Below are 23,244 nucleotides of genomic sequence, written 5' to 3' on the forward strand. Positions count from 1 at the left end.
AAAATACAAATCACCCGCTAGTAAAGCAATTGTAAAATAATATTTCTGCAGCTTATTAACTACCTTGTTAATAAGGTAATATCTCACCATCTAATGTAACTATAAGGTAAATAGAAATTCAAAGTTGAATTTTATGTTCCTTTTATACGGTATAATGTTTGGAGATATACTATGCATTTATTTAATTGGAAAAACATCCAACATAAAATGAGAAATAAAGTGTTTAATCCTTCTATTTCTCAATTGAGCATGAGCCAAAAACGATTATCAATGAATCAAGAAAAGCGGTCTTCATACTCAACCATATTATGTTTGATGGGCTTAACTTTTATCGCTGCAACTTTCTCTAATACCGCTTTTGCAAGTATGAATGCTTGCCCCGAAGGCTTTAGTGAAACGAGAAATGAAACGTCACTCGTGTGCACAACAACACAATCCTTAGACTTTAATATTAATGATTTGGGCTTAGCCGATCACGACGTTATCCTCATACAAGCATTTGGTGCTGAAGGAGCAAAAGGTATAGTGCCTAGATCATCATCTGGAATGGGCGGTAAAGTAGGAGATGGAGGAACTGGAGGTGAAGCACGTACTTACCAAATAGTCAGTAACCTTCAAACTCCCTTGACATTATCGGTCGCTAATGGTCCTGGCCAAGCCTCAATCGTGAGTACAGATGACACCTACCTTCTTGTTGCTGGCGGAGGCGGGGGAGGTGGCAATGTTCAAAAATACAGCGGCCGTTTCAATGCCGATAATGGTGGACGTGGCGGTAACGGGGGCAATGCTTATGGTGAGAGTGCATCAGGATTTAATGGTGAAGAACGTAGAAATGAAACATTTGGGCGAGGAGGCAACCCTAATGGATTAGGACAAGGAGGTCTGGGTCATACTAATGGCACCTCTGAATTTCTAGGCAAAGGCGGTTCTGACGTCGTTAGAGGTGGGGATGGTTATGGCGGAGGTGGGGGGGCTTATAGAGTCAGCGCTGGGGGAGGTGGTGGAAGCTATGCAGTAGGCTATGCATCAACTGATCCCGATTTGATACCGGCCTCTCGTCCAACCCCTTCTGGCAGTGTCGTGATAACAATGCCAATACGTTGCTTTAAGGAGCCCTGCGAAGGAAGAATACTTTATGGCGCGGGCCAAAACTCATGCCTACAAGTAAATGGCCCATTACAGGCTGGAGAAATATTACATTATGTTCAGCACTGTAATGCAAATCCTAATAATACTTGGATCTATGATACAGCATCAGGCAAAATACATAATGCGACTCGACATGATCTCTGCATAGTATCTTGGTTGGGGCATACAACATTGCTAGACTGTGCCACCAATGCGCCGTATGTTGGCATATCCTGGCAATACAATCGCAATACTGGATACTTAAGCCATGAACACCCTGATGGGAATGAGCGCTGCATGACACGAGACAGTAACAGCGATGGCTCGTTAATTACTACACAACTTTGCTCTGATGTAACAGAACTGTCTGAATGGGATTTTTAATATCAATGTTTATACGTTTCTCACATCGAGTTAAAAAGATAATATGAATCATCCATCACCATCAAAATAGCCCCCACTTTAAAAATTGGGGGCTATTTCATCAAAGCAAAACCACACCTTTATTGACCACTAAATTAAACATTTACCAATAGATGGCCGAGTTGATTACTGCTTAGTTGATTGCTCTGATTAAATAGACAAAAGGCAAGCTATTTAACGCTTGCCTTTAACGTCAGACTAAATACTATTGAGTTGGCATTGGCAGGATTTCAAATAGGCCATCAAAGGTATCGAGTCCGTCTACAAGTTGACTCAGTAAGTCAGCATCCCCCTTAACTTGAGCCTGACCAGATTTAAGTAACTCTTTTAGCTCAACGTCTTTAAGAATAAGATTAGTGAAATCTGTTTTATTGATGACTAACTCAACATCAACAATAGGCAACTTGTCTACAGCGATGTTTGACATGTTAGCATTGGATACCTCGCCATAGTATTGCTCGCCTAAGTCTGGGTGAGAGACTGCAAAGTTAAAATCTAGGTTTGCAGCCTCTGCTTTTTCAGCATTTAACCTTACAGCCATAAAGTCGAGGAACATACCTGTTGGAGTATTCGCAATCACATCAGAAGATGCCATTTTAATTGTTGGCTCTATCTTGCCTGTACGTAGCTCTACAGCACCTTGTAAATAGCTATTACGCCAAGCCATTGTTTCGGATTGATACCCCTGCTGTTCAAAACTATTGGCTAGTGCATTTCGGTATTCAACGTTATTGGGATCACATTGAACTAAGTCATTGAATAGCTGTGATGCTGCTTGATACTCACCATCCTTAAAGTGCGACATACCCGCTTTGTAAAGTATTTCTACACCAGAAGCTTCGACATAAACACATGACTTATCTTTAGTTTGTAATGGGTTCGTGTTGACAGGATTAAGATCATGGTAGCCAAGATATAAATTCACAACTGCACGCGCATTGTGGTTATATGAACCATGGTAACCGTTAGTATGCCATGTATCTAATTGTGCCTGAGGAACGAGTTTTTCAATTTCACGACCAACATCATTGATACTGACACCGTGGTTAGCCAGTCTCATCGCTTGGTTGTGGATAAAACCATAGTTGTCACGCTGTAGTGTGATGTAATCAGAGATTTCATTTTCCTCCGTATTAGGATCATTCCAAACAGGTGCAGAGTGAGCGGAGTGAATATTATCGACAAGGCCGCTATCAATGAAACGCACCTTCATTTCCGTTAGATACTTAGTCCAGAGCAGGGAGTCACGCACTTTAGCGCCACGAAACGTATAAATATTGTGCATACCATCGTAAGTAAGCTCTGCTGTATTTAAACTTCGATACTTAGGTACATACATTACTACCTCAGCAGGTGCTTCCGCTCCAGGCATGTTAATCATGTGGAAGTCTAGACCGTCGATAGTCACAACTTTTTCGCGATCTTTAATTTCCACCGTTGGTGCGACTAAGGTTACCGTACCACGGGAAGTGCCAAGGCCTAGAGCATTATCAACGATACCTTTAGTACTATTTTCAAGATTCATGCCGTACTGGTAACCAGCACGGCGTCCCATTGCGATACCAGCAATAATATTTTCATCAGCAAGTTCTTTCAGAAAATCCTTGGGTGCGTAAATTTCAGCATTGTCGGCAAAGTCACCAGAATCAATAATGGCTCGAGAGCCTCCAAAATGATCTGCGTGCATGTGAGAGTAAATCATACCAGTAATTTTGTGCTTACCATTAATGGCAGGAAGATGTTTTTTCGCAAAATCCCAAGCGGCTGCGGCTGCAACATCAGAAAGAAGTGGATCATGAATAACATAACCATTTTCAGTACGATAGATGGTCATGTTTGAAAGATCAGCGCCACGGATCTGATAGACGCCATCAGTGACTTCGTACAGACCCCCTGCCGCATAGTTAAGTAGGCCTTGACGCCACAGAGAAGGGTTTACAGAAGATGGGTATTTCTCAGGCGTTTGGCCATTCATGTAGTCAAATCGACTCTTTAACTCACCCGCATCATGATCGTCAAATGCTGCGATGAGTCCTTGAGAAGTGCGTTCAAATGCAGCCCTATCAGCCCATGGTAGATTTTTTGCCACTTCTGCATTGGCTTTAACGGTATGCTTTGTCGCTGGCAGCCCCTCGTAGTTCTCTAGTGATGTGTAATCAGCATGTGCGCCGAAAGACATTAGGATTGCAAGAGAAACAGTTAATGGTGTAAAAATCTTGTTCATTTTGAGCCTCCAAAATTGTGTTTTTCAATTCTTGAGCTGAAATTACCACGTGAAAATATACGAATAAATAATCAGTTTCGTATATAATACATAACAAATTTATATGTATTATCTAATGAAGTTAGACTGGTGTTCACATGCTGAATAAATTAGATTTAAACCTATTAACAGTATTTATCGCTGTTTACAGACATTGTTCTATAACGCTTGCAGCAGAAGAAATGGGATTAACTCAGCCCGGTGTGAGTGCTCTACTGAAAAGATTGCAGCAGCAGGTAGGCGTAGAGTTATTTGTCCGCTCAGGTAGAGGAATAGTCCCTACCACCCAAGCAAAAGAGTTTATCCGCACTGTGGAGCCCGCTCTTATTCAACTTAATAATGCAATCGAAAACTTAAAAACCTTTAGCATTGAGTCTTCAAGAACATTTGTGGTTTACGCATCTGAGCCAGCAATGCTGTTATTGGCTCCAAAAATTGAAACAGACGATAGCTTGGGTAACATTAAGATAGAACTTCAATCTACATCTACAGATGATCAACAATTGGCAGATGATCTAAGTCGTAGCCAAGCTGATCTGGCTATTGAATATGCCAGTAATTATCGACCTTCCTTGTTTTCAGAAGAATTTCTAAAGGAAGACATTTGCGTGATAGCAAGAAAAGGTCATCCTCGTATTTCAGATCACATATCGAGGGAGCAGTATTACAAAGAAAAACACATCACCTTAAAACTGCGCCGAGAAAATACCTATCTCATCGATTATTTTACAGAAGAAGCTATTGAAGATAGAAATATAGCTGCAGAATGTACCTCTCTTATGTCACAAATGGCAATGGTTTCAACGACGAATTCCATTGCAGTTATGCCTGCGAGTACCGCAAAACTACATGCGGATAATATGAGGATTCAGATCATTAACTGCCCATTTAACACCCTGCCTGTTTTTTATCGAATGATTGCTCATAATCGAGAACGTAAAAGCCCCTCTAATATCTGGTTAAGAGAGAAATTGAAATCTTATTTTATTCAAAATAGTGAGGCCTAATAATACCAATCTGCACTTGTTACTCTTTCTCAATCTAAAAAGCAGACAACTCTCTTTTCTTTTAAATTTAACAGTGGGTGACTTATCAGGACAAGAGCCCAAAACATTTGTGATTACCTGATGAATTAAGATGGGGTTATTAAGGCTAAGTCAGCACGTCTTGTTTAAGCCAGTATTTAAATCAGTATGTAAATCAGCGCTTGGCTCACATGAATTTGTGAGCCAAGCGCTTTTGTACATGAGGCATCATATTGCACGACTTCAGACAAACTCTCATTCAATAATCAGGGAATTTAACAATGGGTGACTTAGTTGATTTCCTTCTAATTTTGTTAAAATAGTCGTTTAGTTATTCTTCTTATAATTCTCAGCCTGCTCTAACACGCCTTTGTAAACATCATCGTTGGCGACGGGTGGGAAGCCGTATTTGTGCAGCAGTAAGATTAAATCCACTTTCAATTTGGCTTTGATGTCATCACGCCCAGCCCAATCTGGGTATTGGGCGACATTGTCTACCGTGGTTTTCATCTCCTTCGCCAGTTCAAGCATCGTGTCATCATCAAAAGTGAAATCGTACTTCTTGCGCATGTGCGTCAAAATATCGAGAAAGGCTTTCTCTTCTAAATCGATACCTAAGTCTTCAAACGAGCCCATCTCTTTTGCGATATCAAAGATAATGTCGGTCATCTCTTGAGAGAAATTATCGAACTCCTCACCATTTAACACATCATTTTCACGGCGTTCGTTATACTGCTCCACCAGCGATTGGAAGCGCTTAGAGAAATTCAGCCCTTGTAGCTGGTTGACCTTTTTAAAATCGCTTATCGCCTTCTCTAACAGCTTTTGAAGTAACTGGATCTTAGTGTTTGGCAGCTTAATCTTGTTGATGCGAGCGAGGTAATCTTCATCAAAAATATCGATGGCTTCGGCGTGCTCATCGCCAATGGTAAAGATCGCTTCGACGCCATCAGCGCGTAGTGCTTCTGCCACTAACTCACGAACACGCTTATTCATTTGCGCCGTATCTGGTGCATCGCCTTTGGTTAGCTTAAAGATAATAGAGCGCACTGCGATATAGAAGTGAATTTGGTCACGCTCTTGCTGAGATAACAATTCACTGCCACAGCAAACATCATAAGCCGCCTTCATACGGCCGACTAACGCCATGAATCGGGTTTCGCCTTTCTTGGTTTGAAGAATGTATTCTGCCGACTGATTGAGGCACTCTAGCTGCTTACAGGGCTCTTGGGTGTAATACCCTGACGTATCGAACTGGTGAAACATCTGCCTTAATAAATCGAGATGGTTCTTCACCTCAATAACGGAAAAACGAATATCTTCAAAGTTAGTCTCATCAGCCTTTGAATACTGAGCTAAGGCTTGATTCATACGCGACTTGATACCTATGTAATCGACAACCAGCCCTTTCGACTTGCCTTCAAATTTACGGTTAACGCGTGAGATGGTTTGAATAAGATTATGCTTTTGCAACGGCTTATCGATGTAAATCGTATCGAGCTCGGGCACATCAAAACCTGTTAACCACATATCCACCACAATGGCTATTTTGAAATTCGACTTAGGATTTTTAAACTGCTGATCGAGGGATTTTCTATGCTCCTTTGTCCCTAGCAGGCTGTACTGATCTGGATCATCGTCTTTGCCGCGGGTCATCACCATTTGCACCATTGCAAGGGGCTTTAATGCTTGTTTCTCTTTCTCGGTTAACTCTACACCATCAATCGATAGCTTTTCCTCAAACCATTCTGGCCTTAGGATTTTGACTTGCTTATAAAAATCAAAGGCAATTTCACGGCTCGCACAGACAAACATTGCCTTGCCCTTTATCGTAGCACCTTCTTTCACTCGCCCTTCGTAGTGTTCAACAAAGTCTTTCGCCAAAGCTTCAATGCGATCAGGATCGCCAAGAATGGCGTTCATATTGGCAGAGGCTTTCTTACTCTCTTCTATCTGATGTTCATTGGTGCCAGCGTCTGCACACGCTTGGTAGTATTGCTCTACCTCTTCAAGCTTGCTGTTATCAAGAATGACTTTAGCCGCTCGGCCTTCATACACAATACGCACCGTAATGTCATCGTTAACCGATTCTGTCATGGTGTAGCTGTCTACTGCATCGCCAAATACATCCAAAGTGGCATCAATAGGGGTGCCGGTGAAACCCACGTAAGTGGCGCTGGGTAAAGAGTCGTGCAGATACTTAGCAAAGCCGTATGTCTCTTTCACATCGACGGCGACCCCATCTTGATATTTAATCACCACTTTCTTATCGAGGTTCACCTGTGAGCGGTGCGCTTCATCGGAAATACAAATGATATTCGTCCGCTCAGAAAGCAGTTCGATGTCTTCGGTGAACTTATGAATGGTCGTCAGGAACACGCCACCACTCTTGATGCCTTGTAGCTTGTCTCGTAAGTCCTGACGGCTTTTAACTGGCACTACCATTTCATCGCCAATGTAATTAGAGGCATTACAAAACTGTTTAGCAAGCTGATCATCAAGATCGTTACGGTCGGTAATAAGCACTAGGGTTGGGCTTTCAAAATCGATGCTTTTCATCAATAGGCGCGATAGAAACTGCATGGTAAAGCTCTTACCACATCCTGTTGCGCCAAAGTAAGTCCCGCCTTTACCACTGCCCTGTGGCTTACGTTCTTTATCAATGTTGTAGTAAAGCTTTCGCGCTGCGTAGTACTGCGGGTAACGACAACAGATCTTTATCTCTTTTTTAGAAGTATCAGGGAAAAAGACAAAATTCTTCACCACATCAAGCAACCTGGTTTGGTTAAAGAGCCCGGCAATCATGGTATAGAGAGAGTTAATGCCCTCTTTTTCGGTAGACTCGTTACCCGTGACTTTGCGCCATGCATAAAAGAACTCATAGGGCGCAAACAGGTTACCCATTTTGTTGTTCACGCCATCACTGATGATACACATGGCGTTGTAGACGAACAGCTTTGGAATATCACGGCGATAACGCACGCAGATTTGCTTCCAAGCATCAAAGATGGTGGCGTCTTTCTCGCGCACGGCACTTTTGAATTCAAACACCACCAGCGGTAAGCCGTTCACATAAAGGATGCCATCAGGGATCCTTAACTGTTCTCCGTTTTCAGGCGTGACGCCTTCAATCTCTAATTGATTGACGATTTTATAGATATTAGTGTCCGTTGGGTGCGAATAACTGACCTCACTTTCAGCGACTTTCCTGTCTTCTGTTGTGCGCTTATCTTCTAGCAGCGGAACAAACATTAAACGTAAGGCTGGTGCCAAATGTTTAGTGTCAATTAACTCAATATGAAGGTCTTTCTTGGCGCGATCTTCACGCTTAAACAAAAAGCCATTGCTGAGCCATTGGCAGAAGGTTTTATTGCTATGGTACAAATCACTGGCAGACAGCGTTAAAAGCATACGAAGGATAGTGTCGATTTCGCTCTCGGTGATCCCATCGCCTCGGTACTGCTTGGCAAGGTAGCGCCGCAGATCATCGACAATCAATACTTGCTCTTGATCACTACGTTCAATGTCGCTCCCCATAAAGTGCGGGTAGCCCTGCTCAGTGAGCAGTTCAATAATGGCTTGCTCTAATTTGGCTTCTGTAAAGGTTAAGCTCATGGTGTGGGATCCGTCCTATCACTGCGCTAATACAAAAAAAACTACAACAAAAAATACAACAAAAACTACAACAACAAATACAACAAAAAAGCTTGCCCCTGTTTACCTGTTTACCTGTTTATCTGTTTGCCTGTTTATTTAGAGTCTGAGCCTGAGTCTGACTGAATCCTGAGTCTGAGTCGCGCCACAGGGGTAAGGCTGCTATTCAGTGGAAGCTTTTACTCAGTGAATAATAGAGTTATTGGCTATAATTGCGCTGCTAACCTATTATTGGGCTGCTAACCTATTATTGGGCTGCTAGCCCCATACTAACCCAGCGTTAACCCACCATCGCTTGCGCTTGTGCTACTTGCACGCTTTCTAAATCAATTTCGCCGGAAAGCAATTTAGGCAGCAGGGTGTCACGCAACTCAGCCAATTGTTTATTTTCACTCTTAAGGGAGCTTTGTAATTTAATCATTGGCATTATTTGAGAAACAAAAGCGTCTTGGATTTCTCTTGGAGCCATACAGAACTCAAGATTTGAAATTGCCTTAAAAGTAATTTGAGGGAATGTCCCTGAGCGCGAATCTGCAATGATATTAAATTCATCGATGGTGTTTTGACGAGTCAATATCATATATAGCAACCGAGGGTGAACCTTCTCGTTTGCTTGTATAACCATGAACTTAGTTGATACAACATAATCACTTACATCGAAATCTACGTAGGCAAATCGCTTGTTCTTCGGCCTAATCTCACTGTAAAGAATATCATCTTCTTTGATGGCTTTCTTTGCTTGTCCGGGTAACCCTACAACAGGTGAGTAGTTTTTATGTAAAAAGTCGCCTTCCTGAACATCACCGGTATTCACAAAAACAACTTCATCAACACTCTTCAAGTTATATGATTGGGAATGATTCTTACAGATATCAGATAGCTGATTTACTTCCCAACCCTCAGGGATCAACCCCAACTCAGACTCAACCAGCTTATCTGGAAAAAGCGAGGCAAGGTCAACCTCTTTTGCAAGCAAGGGCGCATCCAACCCATTTGCTTGCTCACCATTGATATTGTCTGGCTCTTTATTGCGCATGTTGTGACGAACGGGATCAAAATCGACAAACCAAGACTTGAACAGCGCTTGCGCCATTTGCTCTAGAGTTTGGTTGATTTGGTTGTTGAGGGTAATTTTATCCTCAAGCTTATTCAGAAAGCTTGATATCACCTTTTGTTCCTGTAACGACGGTATCTTAAACATTAACCTCTCTAAAGTTTGTAGATTAATATTATCCTGTACGGAACCTGTCGCCTGTCTCTGAAGATCTTTTCTTAGTTTCCTAAATACATACTCGATAAAATAAACGTCGGCTTTACTTTCATCAGCAACGAACCCAATAACACTATCAGGAAAACAGGCAGGGTATTGCAGAATCCCTGTTTCTGCGATGTTCGCAGCAATAGTGATACACATAGTATTAGCAGGCCATATTCGGCTTTGAGCTAAACCTGCTTCAGAGTATGTTTGTTCATGTGATGTAATCCGACCTTGTGAAGCTTTAACATCCCCTGTTTGAATAAACGGGTAATTTCCACCATAAAGGTGCTCAGCATACCTCGGTCTGTGCCTTGAGCGACCTCTCGCCACTTCCCCTAAATCTGAAAGTTTAACTAATTCCCAAGTATCACTCCCCATAACCCAACGCCTCCAAGTTGTGGCGAATTGCTTTATCCAATTCCTTGGATTGATCCATTTGCCTGTATAGGGTTTGTGAAAGCGCGCGCATCTTAGTTTCAAACGCAATGCCATCATCTGCAACTTCGGCTGCGCCCACATAGCGCCCCGGCGTCAGCACAAAATCATTGGCTTTGATATCAGTAATGCTGGCGGATTTGCAAAAGCCTGCTTGGTCTTGATACTTCTCGACTGGATATTTCTCGCCGATAAGCGCGCCTGTACCCTCTTTTGGCAAAGGATTGGCATTTTCGCCATGCTTGTCGGCCACCTCCTCCTTCGCGGTCACCCTCTCCACGCGACGTTTTTGCCACGCTTCATCGGTACTACGCCAAGCATGGTAAGTGTCGGCAATCAGCGCGATGTCATCTTTTGTCAATGCTTTATTGGTGCGGCTGATCATAGTGCCCATTTCACGGGCATCAATAAACAAGGTCTCTTGTTGGCGGTTACGAAAGCCTTTGGCAATGTTCTCGGTTTTATCTTTGGTGATAAACCAAATGCACACTGGAATTTGTGTGGTGAAGAACAGCTGCCCCGGCAGCGCAATCATACATTCTACGCGGTCGTTCTCAATAAGCTGCTGGCGAATGTCACCTTCACCAGAGGTGTTTGAGCTCATAGAGCCGTTCGCTAAGACAAAGCCCGCCGTGCCTGTTTCACTTAATTTCGAGAGCATGTGTAAAATCCAGCCGTAGTTGGCATTACCTGTTGGCGGTGTGCGGTAGCCAGCAAAGCGGGGATCATCGGTTAATTCTGCCTCATTGCGCCAAGCTTTTAAGTTAAACGGCGGGTTGGCCATGATGTAATCGGCTTTTAAGTCTTTATGCTGATCAGCAAAAAAGGTATCGGCTGCACGCTCACCCAAGTTGCCCGATAAGCCACGAATGGCTAAATTCATCTTCGCCAGTTTATAGGTGGTCGAGGTCAGCTCTTGACCATAAATAGCGATGTCTTTGCTGCGCCCTTGGTGCTCTTTAATGAATTTTAAAGACTGCACAAACATACCGCCGGAGCCACAAGCCGGATCGTAGATCTTACCTTGAAAGGGCTCTAGCATTTCTGCTAACAGGGTTACGACTGATTTAGGTGTGTAGAACTCGCCACCGCCTTTGCCTTCGGTTGCGGCAAACTTGCCGAGGAAGTATTCGTAAACACGACCGACTAAGTCTTCTTCGCTCATGTCGCATTCGTTCGACTTTCCTTCACGAACTAAGGTGTCGATATTCTCAATGCTGTCGATAAGTGACGCCAGCTTTTTCACTTCCAAACCTTGGCGCGAGAAGTAGTTATCTGGCAGCGCGTCTTTCAGGCTTGGGTTGTTTTTTTCAATGGTCGATAACGCGGTATCGATAATGATAGCGATATCATCTTGCTTAGCGCGGGCTTTAACAAATGACCAGCGGGCCTCTTCTGGTAAAAAGAAGATGTTGTCTTGTTGGTAGAACTCTTTCATTCCAACAAAAGCGTCTTGCCCCTCGTCTATCATCTTTTGACGGCGTGCTTCAAACTTGTCGCTGATGAACTTCAAGAACACTAGGCTTAATACCACGTGTTTGTATTCAGATGACTCAACACTGCCGCGCAGCTGATTAGCGGTATCCCAAAGGGTTTCTTCAAAGCCTTTGGTCACTTTTTTCGCTTTTGAGGCGGGTTTCTTGTTAGTGGGTGCTTTTGCCATGTTGTTAATTACTCGAATAATGTAGGGCTACTGCGGTCATATGCAGTTCATGGAAAAAGATTATATATTAAATTTAATGGATTAGGTTGATAACGCTTCAATTTTAAATGGCCTTTCTATGACAACATACCTAACTCGAAGAAACCACAACCTTTGTCTTTCATCCCCCATCGAAGTTGCCGAAAATATTTTATCAGTCATCCCGTGAGCTCGGCAGGGATGCCGAGATAGCCTTAGTTGAGTCAGGACGACGAATATGAGGCGATAGCGATGACTGTGAATAAAATAGTGAGGCGCTTAACTTCGTCTGGGGCAGCAAGCCAATTCATTTCAAAATCAGCAAGAGGGGATTGCTGTCGATCCCCTTTTGGCCCTGTGTGAGTGGGCACTCACGATCTTAGCCTGCTGCAGGCAATTACAACAATAAAGTTATGACCACAAAAAAACCTCGATACTAAAAAAATATCGAGGTTTTCTTATCAGCTTAGATTAATCAAGGTCACCTAAAAAACAAAAAAGCCCGAATAAAAATATTCGGGCTTTTCAAGCTTACATTATCTTAACGATAATGCGTAGGGTAAGCGCTTAAGAACAAGGCTTGATGAGCGACGCATAGTGTTTCTTATGCGAGCGCAATCATAACGACGTTATTATGTGCTTAGACCAGTATGATTACATCATACCGCCCATACCACCCATACCGCCCATTCCACCCATGCCGCCCATATCTGGCGCTGCTGGTGCTTCTTGTGCTACTTCACCCACCATGGCTTCTGTGGTGATCATCAGACCTGCAACCGATGCTGCAAACTGTAATGCACTACGCGTCACTTTAGTTGGGTCAAGAATACCCATTTCTAACATGTCACCATAAGTGTCATTACCGGCGTTGTAACCATAGTTACCGCTACCGTTTTTAACGTTGTTAGCCACAACTGAGGCTTCTTCACCCGCGTTAGCTGCGATTTGACGCAGTGGTGCTTCCATGGCACGAAGGGCAATCACGATACCGTGTTTTTGATCTTCGTTAATCACATCAAGCTCACCAATTTTGCTTGCCGCGCGAACCAGTGCAACACCACCACCGGCAACCACACCTTCTTCAACGGCTGCACGTGTTGCATGCAATGCATCTTCAACACGGGCTTTTTTCTCTTTCATTTCAACTTCAGTCGCCGCGCCCACTTTAATAACCGCAACACCGCCAGCCAATTTAGCCATACGCTCTTGCAGTTTTTCTTTGTCGTAATCAGACGTCGACTCTTCTGCTTGTAATTTGATTTGCGTCACGCGTGACTGAATTTGCTCTTCTTCGCCCACACCGTCAATGATAGTCGTATCATCTTTAGTGATAAGGACACGTTTTGCGCTGCCCAAATCTTCTAGTGACGCTTTTTCAAGCTCTAGACCAATTTCTTCAGCAATCACAGTACCGCCAGTCAGAATGGCGATATCTTGTAGCATTGCTTTACGACGATCCCCAAAGCCAGGCGCTTTAACCGCGGCCACTTTAACGATGCCGCGCATGTTATTAACCACTAATGTTGCTAAGGCTTCACCTTCAACATCTTCAGCGATGATAAGCAGTGGCTTACCGGTTTTCGCTAATCCTTCAAGGATAGGCAATAACTCACGGATGTTAGAGATTTTCTTATCAACTAACAAAATGTATGGGTTTTCTAGCTCAACACTGCCTGTTTCTGGCTTGTTGATGAAGTAAGGTGATAGGTAACCACGATCAAATTGCATACCTTCAACGACATCTAGCTCATTTTCAAGCGCTTGGCCTTCTTCAACAGTGATAACCCCTTCTTTACCCACACGCTCCATGGCCGTGGCAATGATTTCACCGATTGACTCATCAGAGTTAGCTGAAATGGTACCCACTTGCGCAATGGCTGTGCTATCAGCACACTCTTGCGATAATGTTTTTAGCTCAGATACCGCCGCAATCACAGCTTTGTCGATTCCGCGCTTAAGATCCATTGGGTTCATGCCCGCAGCAACCGCTTTAAGCCCTTCTGTCACAATTGCTTGTGCTAAAACAGTGGCGGTTGTCGTACCGTCACCAGCCGCATCATTGGCTTTAGATGCAACTTCTTTCACCATTTGTGCGCCCATGTTCTCGAACTTATCTTCCAGTTCGATTTCTTTTGCCACTGACACACCATCTTTAGTAATTAACGGCGCACCAAAGCTTTTATCAAGCACAACATTACGGCCTTTAGGGCCTAAGGTCACTTTTACGGCATTGGCCAGTACATTCACGCCGCTTAACATTTTTACGCGGGCGTCATTGCTAAATAAAACTTCTTTTGCTGTCATTTTGAGTATCCTTTAAGTTCTTTAATGCTTAACTTAAGTGCCATTGCTGAGCTTGAAGCACTGAGTCATTAAGTTCGGTAGAGTCTATTTTAATGAGGGGAATTAACCCACTACCGCCATTAGATCGGATTCAGAAAGGATCAGGACTTCTTCACCATCAATCTTTTCTTTTTTAACACCATAACCTTCATTAAAAATAACGATATCGCCAACTTTTACGTCTAATGCTTTTACGTCGCCATTTTCAAGGATACGGCCATTACCCACTGCAAGAATTTCACCTCGGCTCGACTGCTCTGCCGCACTTCCGGTCAGCACAATACCGCCAGCTGACTTTGATTCAACTTCTGAACGCTTAATAATGACACGATCATGTAATGGACGAATATTCATCGATGGATGCTCCTAGTAGGTTAACCAACATTCATTGTTGATTTTAAACAAATACATTAGGCAATAACATTCACGAAATTGCCGTTGATGTTCGAGATATGGGGTCAAATTAGACACTTCCAAGGGGGAGGCTTAAAAAAAATGTATTTTTATTGGCAAGATTTTTTAAAATCTTGCCAAGTTCCTGTTAGAATCAGCTTTTCACCCTGAATTTAACAGACTTTTGAATGAATGACAGACATGGGCTACTGACTCAGCCTATTGGTCGTGTGCTATTAAAAATGAGCCTAGGAAACCTGATTGGTATTGTCACCATTTTGGGATTTAACCTCGTTGATACTTTTTTTATCAGTCAATTAGGCACACAAGCTCTCGCCGCTATCAGCTTTACTTTTCCCATTACCTTAATTGTATCCAGCATAGGTATCGGTATCGGTGCGGGTATTTCCACCAATTTAGGGCGGTTAATCGGCAGCAATAATCACCAACGTGCCAAACTTTTTTTACATGATACCTTATTGCTCACATTTGCACTGATCTGCTTCATTGCGTTACTGGGCAGTTTCTCCATTGAGCCATTATTTACGCTACTGGGCGCCACGCCAGCAAGCTTACCTTATATTCATGATTATATGTTGCCTTGGTATTTAGGCGCCCCTTTGCTTGTGCTTCTCATTGTTGGGAACCAAGCGCTACGATCAACCGGCGACACCCGTTCTCCGGCAATGATTATGTCACTGGCTGCACTCATTAATGTGATCCTTGACCCTTTGCTCATTTTTGGATTAGGCCCTTTTCCCCGTCTTGAAATGCAAGGTGCCGCCATCGCGACTTTACTGGCTTGGCTTATTGCATTTTTACTATCAGGTTATTTATTAGTCATCAAAAAACGCATGCTGCAATTTGCCCGCATCAATGCTAAACGCTATCGAGAAAATTGGAAGAAACTCGCTCATATTGCCCAGCCTGCCACGTTAATGAATTTACTTAACCCTGTGGCCAACGCCTTATTGATGGCCATCCTTGCCAGACAAGATCACCTTGCGGTTGCCGCCTTTGGTGCTGGCACACGGCTCGAGTCTTTGATGCTCATTGTGGTCATGGCACTGTCATCCAGTTTAGTGCCTTTTATTGCCCAAAATCTCGGTGCAGGACAAAGAGCGCGAGCGCATCAGGCATTAATGCTTTCCCTTAAATTCATTTTTATTTTCCAAACCTTGCTTTATATCCCTTTTATGTTGCTGGCAACCCCTGTTGCGGGCCTTTTTAGTCAAGATCCACAAGTCATCACTTGGCTCAGTTTTTATATTCAATTTTTACCCGCTGCCTATGGCTTTTTAGGGATCATTATTTTAGTCGCGACCAGTCTCAACGCTTATCATAGACCGATGAGCTCGCTCACTATTAATATCTGTAGATTGTTTTTACTCATGTTGCCTCTTGCCGCACTGGGTTCGTATGTATATGGTGTTGAAGGGCTATTATTAGCTCTACCCATTACCAATACCCTCATGGGTATAGCCTGTTATGTTTTAGCCAAAAAAATCTGTGAACCATAAACTCCTTGATAATCCCCATTTAAAATGATTAAAAAATAGACTTAAGTTTTATTGAAAAGCCTATTTTTTAATCTAGACTACATTTTCCACCTTAATGATTAAGGTGGAAAATACGTTGAACATGTCGTTATGGAAAACGATTACATTTAAAAGGAATTAATCACAATGAAAAAAAGTCTTATCTCTCTGGCACTCTTATGCAGCGCCAGTGCACTTCCTGTTTTATCAGCAACTGCAGCCGTACCTTCTTATGGCGTTTTAGTCATGGACAGGAGTGGCTCAATGATGAGCACTCGTACTGATGGACAAAGTCGCTGCTCTTATTCTAAACAAGAAGCCATTGATAAAATTTCTCGTTTCTTTTTTAATGCCAACCTCAATGGACAGCTCATTGAAGTACGCACTTTCAATTCAGCCAACAATATGCAGTCTGTCACCGGTGGTTTTGTGGATTTTGTAGGTGCCATGACCGCCATGAATAATCTTGATGATGAAGGCTGCTCAGGGAGTACCGCACTTGCTCAAGCCATGTGCAGTGCAGCAGATGATTTAAGAGCACAATTTAGTGAAGAAGCCAGTAACGGTGCTCGATTACGGGTATATGGCTCCACCGATGGGGATGAAAACTCTAGCCCGAATACACCTTGTGGCGGCAGTAATTGGCAAGATGAAGTTCGCAGCAAATATACCGTTGAAGTGCCAACTGTCGAATTTAATCCCACTATTTTTACTGGTACCGTTAGCGCAGCCGTGCGTCACCTTGCTGTCATTGAACAAGATCAAGGGAAAACAGGAGCCATTTCAACCAAGAGCAGTACTTTTGAATTTTTACAAGAATTGGCGGTGGAAACCGGTGGAGAAATTGAGCTCATCAGTGATAGCGATGGCGATAACCCTAATGAGCCTTGGTTTGATAAAGGCAAGCAATAATCGTTTTACATTATCAGTTATACGAAGAATATAACAACCTAGGCCCTTGGCTATTTCGTTATTAAGCTTTTGAAAAATAACTTAATGTATAAAACACTATCGATTCCATACGACATATCATTGTTTAGCCATTGGCTTATTTCATCAAGAGGTCACTGCATATTAAGTGCACTTCTTGATGGTTTTTCATCAATCACACTTCCAAATTCATTTAAGATATGTTGAAAGTAATCACATAAATCATAAAAGACCTTAACGATTATGTGGATTGAATAACAAGCATCTCTTAGGTATAGTCTGTGGCAAAATAATACCTATTTTAGCTATCTAATCATTTGTTAGATAGGCTAATTTTTTGCTTGAATCAATCTTACTTTACATATATTTTAGGAGCCATGGATGAAAACTTCATTTAGCACCATCACCTTAGTGCTATTAGCCTCACTCATCAGCGGTTGTAACCCCGCCACCAGCAACGTCATCATCGATCCTATTCGCCCCGTAAAGCTAATGACTATTGATAATGCAGTCTCAAAGCAAACACGAGTATTCCCAGCAAAAGTTGAAGCTAATCAAGAAGCTAACTTAAGTTTCCGTATTGCAGGTCAAGTCATTGCCTTACCTTTACTTGAAGGGCAAACTGTCCAAAAAGGAGAGTTACTGGCACAACTCGATGACAGAGATGCTCAAAATGCTCTCTTAAATCGTGAAGCTAACTATGATCTTATTCATGCTGATTTCAAAAGAAAAACACAGCTATTGAAACAAAAGCTTATCTCTCAAGCAGAGTTTGACAGTGCAAAAGCGGAGTTAAAATCCAGTCGTGCCGCGCTAGCTAATGCCCAAGATAATGTCAGTTATACTCAACTGCATGCCCCTTTTACCGGTACCATCGCCAAGCGCATTATTAATAATCATCAAATCGTACAAGCGAATCAAGCCGTACTGACATTACAAAAAAATGCGACTATCGATGTGGTTATTCAAGTCCCTGAAACCTTAGCCGCTTCCATCAAAGATTACGATGAAGCGCGAGCAAGACTCGCTCAAATTAGCTTTAGTGCAAAACCGAATCATCACTACCCTGTCACATTAAAAGAATACTCCACTGAAGTGACACCTGGCAGTCAAACCTATGCGGCCACCTTTAGCCTAAAACAACCTGAGGATCTGAATGTTTTTCCCGGCATGAGTGCTGAACTCACTTTAGATTTAGTCAAAGCCGATCACAGCCGTTCACCGATTTTATTACCTCAAACTGCCATCGCTAAACGCGACAGTGATAACGCCAGCATTGTGTGGGTCTTCAATGAAGACACACAAACCGTACATGCCAGTATAGTATCCATCGGCGCCGTTCATTCAAAAGGCATTGAAGTACTCAGTGGGCTGAAACCAGGCGAACGTATTGTGGTTGCAGGTATACAACATCTCAGTGACGACATGAAAGTGAAAGCACTACGTTGGCAGCGAGGAGTATAAGCATGAGTGTTGCTCAATATGCCATTCAACATAAAGTCATTAGCTGGATGTTTGCCTTACTGTTATTAGTGGGGGGTGGCTTATCCTTTTTAAACTTAGGTCAACTTGAATTTCCAGAATTTACCATTAAACAGGCGCTGGTTATTACCGCCTATCCTGGCGCATCTCCAGAACAAGTCGAAGAAGAAGTCACTTTACCCCTTGAAGATGCACTGCAGCAACTCGACAGTATTAAGCACATTACTTCCATTAATAGTGCGGGAATGTCACAAATACAAATAGAAATAAAGGAAAACTATTCCAGTAATGTGCTGCCACAAATTTGGGATGAAGTCAGGCGTAAGGTGAACGATAGCATATCGACATTACCCCCAGGTGTTGCCACGCCTTCTATCATTGATGATTTTGGTGATGTATACGGCATTTTATTTAATATATCAGGTCAAGGCTTCAGTGCCCGCGAAGTCCAAAATTACGCGGATTTTGTCAGACGTGAATTGGTGCTAGTACACGGTGTTAAAAAGGTCACGATTGCAGGCAAAGTCAATGAGCAAATTGTGGTTGAAATATCTCAACAAAAGCTCAATGCATTAGGCTTAAACCCAGATTATATTTACAGTTTAATTAATAATCAAAATGGCGTATCCAATGCTGGCAGTATTCGTGTTGGTGATAATCGCATTCGTATTCACCCTACTGGCGAATTTCACAGCATCGATGAAATGGAACATTTGCTAGTCAGTGCACCAGGCAGCCAACAGTTGGTTTATTTGGGTGATATTGCCAAGGTGTATAAAACCTATGATGAAACACCCAGCCATTTATACCGTAACCAAGGCGCAGCCGCATTATCCATGGGAATATCTTTCTCCAGTGGTGTCAATGTTGTTGATGTGGGACACGCTGTAGAAAAGCGCCTTAAAGCCTTAGACAGTGAACGCCCATTTGGCATAGAACTGAATAAAGTTTATGACCAAGGCAAAATGGTCGACCAAACCATTAATGGCTTTTTAATCAACTTGGCAGAATCTATCGGTATTGTCATTATTGTTTTATTAGTCTTTATGGGCGTCCGCTCAGGTCTCTTGATGGGGGTGGTATTACTGCTCACCATTTTAGGCACTTTTATTGTCATGAGCATGCTCAATATCGAGCTGCAAATTATTTCTTTAGGGGCACTCATCATCGCCTTAGGCATGCTGGTCGATAATGCCATTGTCGTGACAGAAGGCATTTTAATCGCGTTAAAACGCGGGCAAACTCGACTCGAAGCCGCTAAAAATGTTGTCAGTCAAACCCAGTGGCCATTATTGGGTGCGACTGTGATTGCGATTATCGCCTTTGCGCCAATTGGTTTATCCGATACTGCCACGGGTGAATTTTGCGTATCACTGTTTCAAGTGTTACTCATTTCCCTGTTTATTAGTTGGATCACCGCGATAACCTTAACCCCATTTTTCTGTCATTTATTGTTTAAAGACGGTACGGTGAAAGACGATAGCAATGACGATCCTTATAAAGGCTGGATGTTTACGCTATATCGTCAACTACTGAGCTTTTGTATGCGTTTTCGTCTACTTACCTTAAGCTTAGTCATTGCAGCACTCGTGGTATCCCTATCAGGTTTTGGTTATATTAAAAATGTCTTCTTCCCGGCGTCGAATACGCCAATCTTTTTTGTCGATGTCTGGATGCCTGAAGGGACAGATATTCACGCAACAGAAGAATTTGTCAGCAAACTAGAGCAACATATTTGGCAACAACAAAACGAAAAAGCATTAGGTGTTGTTAACATTACCACTGTCATTGGCCAAGGTGCACAGCGATTTGTATTGCCTTATGTACCAGAAAAAGGCTACCCAGCTTATGCCCAGTTGTTGATTGAGATGGATGATTTACCGCATTTATACGATTATATCAAAGCGGTTTCTCATGACTTACGCTTACATTTCCCTCAGGCACAATATAGCTTTAAATACCTAGAAAATGGCCCAGCCCCAGCCGCAAAAATTGAAGCCCGCTTTTATGGAAGTGATCCGCTGGTTTTACGTCAATTAGCCGCCAAAGCGGAAGTGATTTTAAAAGCAGAGCCCACGGCAGATAGTGTCAGGCATAATTGGCGCAATCAATTATTAGTGATCCGCCCTAATATCGTTAACGCAAAAGCTCGAGAGGCGGGTATTAGCAAACAAGATATTGATAATGCCTTACTGATGAATTTTGGCGGAAAAACCGTTGGAGTCTATCGAGATAAGAGTCACCTCATGCCGATTATTGCCCGCTCACCGGATGAAGAACGCCTTGATGTTGACAGTATTTGGAAACTGCAAGTTTGGAGCGCTGAAAACAATACCTTTATCCCTGGCACACAAGTGATCTCAGCCTTTGACAGTCAGTGGGAAAACCCGCTGATTATGCGCCGTGACCGTAAACGGGTCATTTCAGTCATGGCGAATCCAAGCCTTGATAGTGAAGAAACAGCCGATTCGGTGTTTAGAAAAATACGCCATGATATTGAAGCAATCCCTTTACCTGTAGGCTACGAACTTGAATGGGGCGGCGAATATGAAACCTCAAGTGAAGCACAAAAATCCGTGTTTAGCTCTATCCCTATGGGGTATCTCGCCATGTTCTTGATCACCGTATTGTTGTTTAATTCAGTACGTCAGCCCATCGTCATTTGGTTCACGGTACCATTAGCCTTAATTGGTGTCGTGTCAGGACTGTTATTATTTGATGCGCCTTTTAGTTTCATGGCGTTATTGGGGCTACTGAGTTTAACCGGCATGATCATTAAAAACGGCATTGTATTGGTGGATCAAATAAACCTTGAACTCAGCTTAGGAAAAGAGGCTTACCAAGCGGTGTTTGACTCTTCGGTGAGTCGTGTTCGCCCTGTCTTAATGGCAGCGATCACCACGATGTTAGGCATGTTACCACTACTTAACGATGCTTTTTTTGGCTCAATGGCCATTACCATTATCTTTGGGTTAGGCTTTGCCTCTGTGCTCACATTAATTGTACTACCTGTCACCTATACTTTTATTTGTGGTGTCGAGATGCCAAATAAAAAAACAAAGGAAAAAGTGATAAAACAACCTATCACAGCGCAGTAACAACTCTTTTTACCCCATAAAAAAAGCGCTCACATGACAATGTGAGCGCTTTTTTATTAACAAGAAAGAGGCTTTAATTAACCTGAACTCGAGTTAATGAGTGTCAGATATAAATTTAATGACATTTAAAATCAAATTCTTAATTTACTTGCCTGTTTATATTTATGTCACTTTTTGCTAAATGCCGATATTTTTGTCGATATCAAGGCAAGGTTTCGTGCCTAATAGCCCGCTATTAGTCGGAAGCACAACACAGATAGGGGCCAAAATAGCGATATTTAACGGCGCTGCTTAACCCCAGTTCAGATTAGTTACTGTGCAGCGCCGAATTTAACTCAATGGTTTTTGGATTAGGCTTACAGAATACTTGACCTGTTTGTGAGTCTTGAATGAAAAGCAGTTTTTCACGGCCTGATAAGGCTATGGCTTTCACTATATTGTTACCCTCAGCCACACTATTACCTTCTAAATCAACCGGCTTATCATTGGCATCTAATAATGACACTTTCATACCAGCGTATATATACAAGCCCGCAGCAATAGTAGAGCCAAAACCTAAAGAAATACCGGTTCCCGCATTGGCGCCCAATAAGCATTTTTCACCAATGCTAATGACATTGTTATTGCCACCAGACAAGGTTCCCATAATCGATGCGCCACCACCAATATCACTATCTTTTTTAACAAAAACACCTGCTGACACACGTCCTTCAACCATAGCATTGCCTTCGGTGCCGGCATTAAAGTTCACATAACCAGCTGGCATAACAGTGGTACCCTCACCTAGATATGCTCCAAGTCGCGCTCGGCCTACATCAGCAACACGTACACCTGTTGGAATATGATAATTGAGCATATAAGGGAATTTATCAACATGCGTCACTGTCAGCGGCTTGCCTTCAAGTAAGTACTTAACACGCTGAATTTCCACATCTGCTGGCAACATAGGCCCAACATTTGTCCAAGCCACATTAGTCAATTGACCAAATGCGCCATCAAGGCATAATCCATGAGGTTGTACTTTACGTTGTGATAAACACTGTAGCTTAAAGTAAGCTTCTTCAGCACTTGCTACCGCTTTATCACCTTCAAATAAGTAAAAAACACCTACATCAGTATGACCATAATGATTTTCTGGTTCGCTATTATCCACTAAGGTTTTAAGTAATTGGACGTTGGCATGAGCATCCAAGCTATCATGAAAAGGCGCAAATTGATTAAAAACATCGTTGAGGATATCAGCAGATAAAGGCACAAAACCATTGCTTTTCTGGAACCCCGTTGCCTTTAATAACACGGCAGCAGTACCAAAATTTGCATCGAAGTTTATCAAGGGAAACAGCACATCCAGTGTCGCATCACCTTTAGAGCGACGTACACCAATACCAAATGCTAACGGTTTTTGATACTGGCTATCGGCTTGGATCTCTGTAACATATTGGCTAAATGCTTCTTTTGTGCTGATCATTTTAATCTCTTACATTGTTAAATAATGAATTAACTGAGCGGTGATAAAACGTGTCTTTATACCGCAAGGCGACTATCAAATAATGAAAATAAGTAGAAGCAGGATAAACGCCACTTTCTATA

General features: G+C 42.6%; 13 protein-coding genes. 6 read left to right on the plus strand and 7 right to left on the minus strand.

Annotated features, from left to right (window positions below; all coding sequences use genetic code 11):
• Window positions 1–171 precede the first annotated feature (171 nt).
• Window positions 172–1,512, plus strand: coding sequence for a hypothetical protein (locus Q0976_RS07935; protein ID WP_299492756.1), 1,341 nt, complete (start codon window positions 172–174; stop codon window positions 1,510–1,512).
• Window positions 1,513–1,756: 244 nt separating this feature from the next.
• On the opposite strand, the gene Q0976_RS07940 is transcribed toward Q0976_RS07935, so the two are convergent.
• A complete protein-coding gene (locus Q0976_RS07940; RefSeq protein ID WP_299492758.1) occupies window positions 1,757–3,775 on the minus strand; it encodes an alkyl sulfatase dimerization domain-containing protein in 2,019 nt (672 codons plus the stop codon).
• 137 nt (window positions 3,776–3,912) lie between these two features.
• On the opposite strand from Q0976_RS07940, the gene Q0976_RS07945 reads away from it, so the two are divergent.
• Window positions 3,913–4,821 carry a LysR family transcriptional regulator gene (locus tag Q0976_RS07945; protein ID WP_299492760.1) on the plus strand — a complete coding sequence of 303 codons (909 nt, stop codon included), beginning with the start codon at window positions 3,913–3,915 and terminating at the stop codon, window positions 4,819–4,821.
• Window positions 4,822–5,166: 345 nt separating this feature from the next.
• On the opposite strand, the gene Q0976_RS07950 is transcribed toward Q0976_RS07945, so the two are convergent.
• From Q0976_RS07950 to Q0976_RS07970, 5 genes are all read right to left on the minus strand, one after another.
• On the minus strand, window positions 5,167–8,454 hold the full coding sequence (locus tag Q0976_RS07950; RefSeq protein WP_299492762.1) for an HsdR family type I site-specific deoxyribonuclease: 3,288 nt from the start codon (window positions 8,452–8,454) through the stop codon (window positions 5,167–5,169).
• Window positions 8,455–8,773: 319 nt separating this feature from the next.
• Complete coding sequence (locus Q0976_RS07955) at window positions 8,774–10,129, minus strand: restriction endonuclease subunit S (protein WP_299492764.1); 1,356 nt, start codon at window positions 10,127–10,129, stop codon at window positions 8,774–8,776.
• Window positions 10,119–11,849: a class I SAM-dependent DNA methyltransferase gene (locus Q0976_RS07960; protein ID WP_299492766.1), complete on the minus strand. Its 1,731-nt coding sequence runs from the start codon at window positions 11,847–11,849 to the stop codon at window positions 10,119–10,121. Before Q0976_RS07960 ends, Q0976_RS07955 begins: the two co-directional genes overlap by 11 nt.
• A 672-nt stretch (window positions 11,850–12,521) precedes the next feature.
• A complete protein-coding gene (gene groL / locus Q0976_RS07965; RefSeq protein WP_299492768.1) occupies window positions 12,522–14,174 on the minus strand; it encodes a chaperonin GroEL in 1,653 nt (550 codons plus the stop codon).
• 102 nt (window positions 14,175–14,276) lie between these two features.
• Entirely contained in the window at window positions 14,277–14,567 is a 291-nt protein-coding gene (locus tag Q0976_RS07970) for a co-chaperone GroES (RefSeq protein ID WP_299492770.1), read from the minus strand.
• A 227-nt stretch (window positions 14,568–14,794) separates the two neighbouring features.
• Between Q0976_RS07970 and Q0976_RS07975 the strand changes: the two genes are divergently transcribed.
• The 4 genes from Q0976_RS07975 (at window position 14,795) to Q0976_RS07990 (ending at window position 21,654) form a co-directional block, all read left to right on the plus strand.
• The gene (locus tag Q0976_RS07975; RefSeq protein WP_299492772.1) at window positions 14,795–16,126 is read left to right on the plus strand and encodes an MATE family efflux transporter; all 1,332 of its coding nucleotides are present in this window, start codon (window positions 14,795–14,797) and stop codon (window positions 16,124–16,126) included.
• A gap of 165 nt (window positions 16,127–16,291) precedes the next feature.
• Window positions 16,292–17,056: a VWA domain-containing protein gene (locus tag Q0976_RS07980; RefSeq protein WP_299492774.1), complete on the plus strand. Its 765-nt coding sequence runs from the start codon at window positions 16,292–16,294 to the stop codon at window positions 17,054–17,056.
• A 399-nt stretch (window positions 17,057–17,455) separates the two neighbouring features.
• Entirely contained in the window at window positions 17,456–18,538 is a 1,083-nt protein-coding gene (locus tag Q0976_RS07985) for an efflux RND transporter periplasmic adaptor subunit (protein WP_299492776.1), read from the plus strand.
• A gap of 2 nt (window positions 18,539–18,540) precedes the next feature.
• Complete coding sequence (locus Q0976_RS07990) at window positions 18,541–21,654, plus strand: efflux RND transporter permease subunit (protein ID WP_299492778.1); 3,114 nt, start codon at window positions 18,541–18,543, stop codon at window positions 21,652–21,654.
• A gap of 307 nt (window positions 21,655–21,961) precedes the next feature.
• Here Q0976_RS07990 and Q0976_RS07995 read toward each other — a convergent pair whose 3' ends face one another.
• A complete protein-coding gene (locus tag Q0976_RS07995; protein ID WP_299492780.1) occupies window positions 21,962–23,122 on the minus strand; it encodes a tetrahydrodipicolinate N-succinyltransferase N-terminal domain-containing protein in 1,161 nt (386 codons plus the stop codon).
• Window positions 23,123–23,244: the final 122 nt, after the last annotated feature.

This window comes from uncultured Shewanella sp. (genome assembly GCF_947501665.1).
Taxonomy (GTDB): Bacteria; Pseudomonadota; Gammaproteobacteria; order Enterobacterales; family Shewanellaceae; genus Shewanella.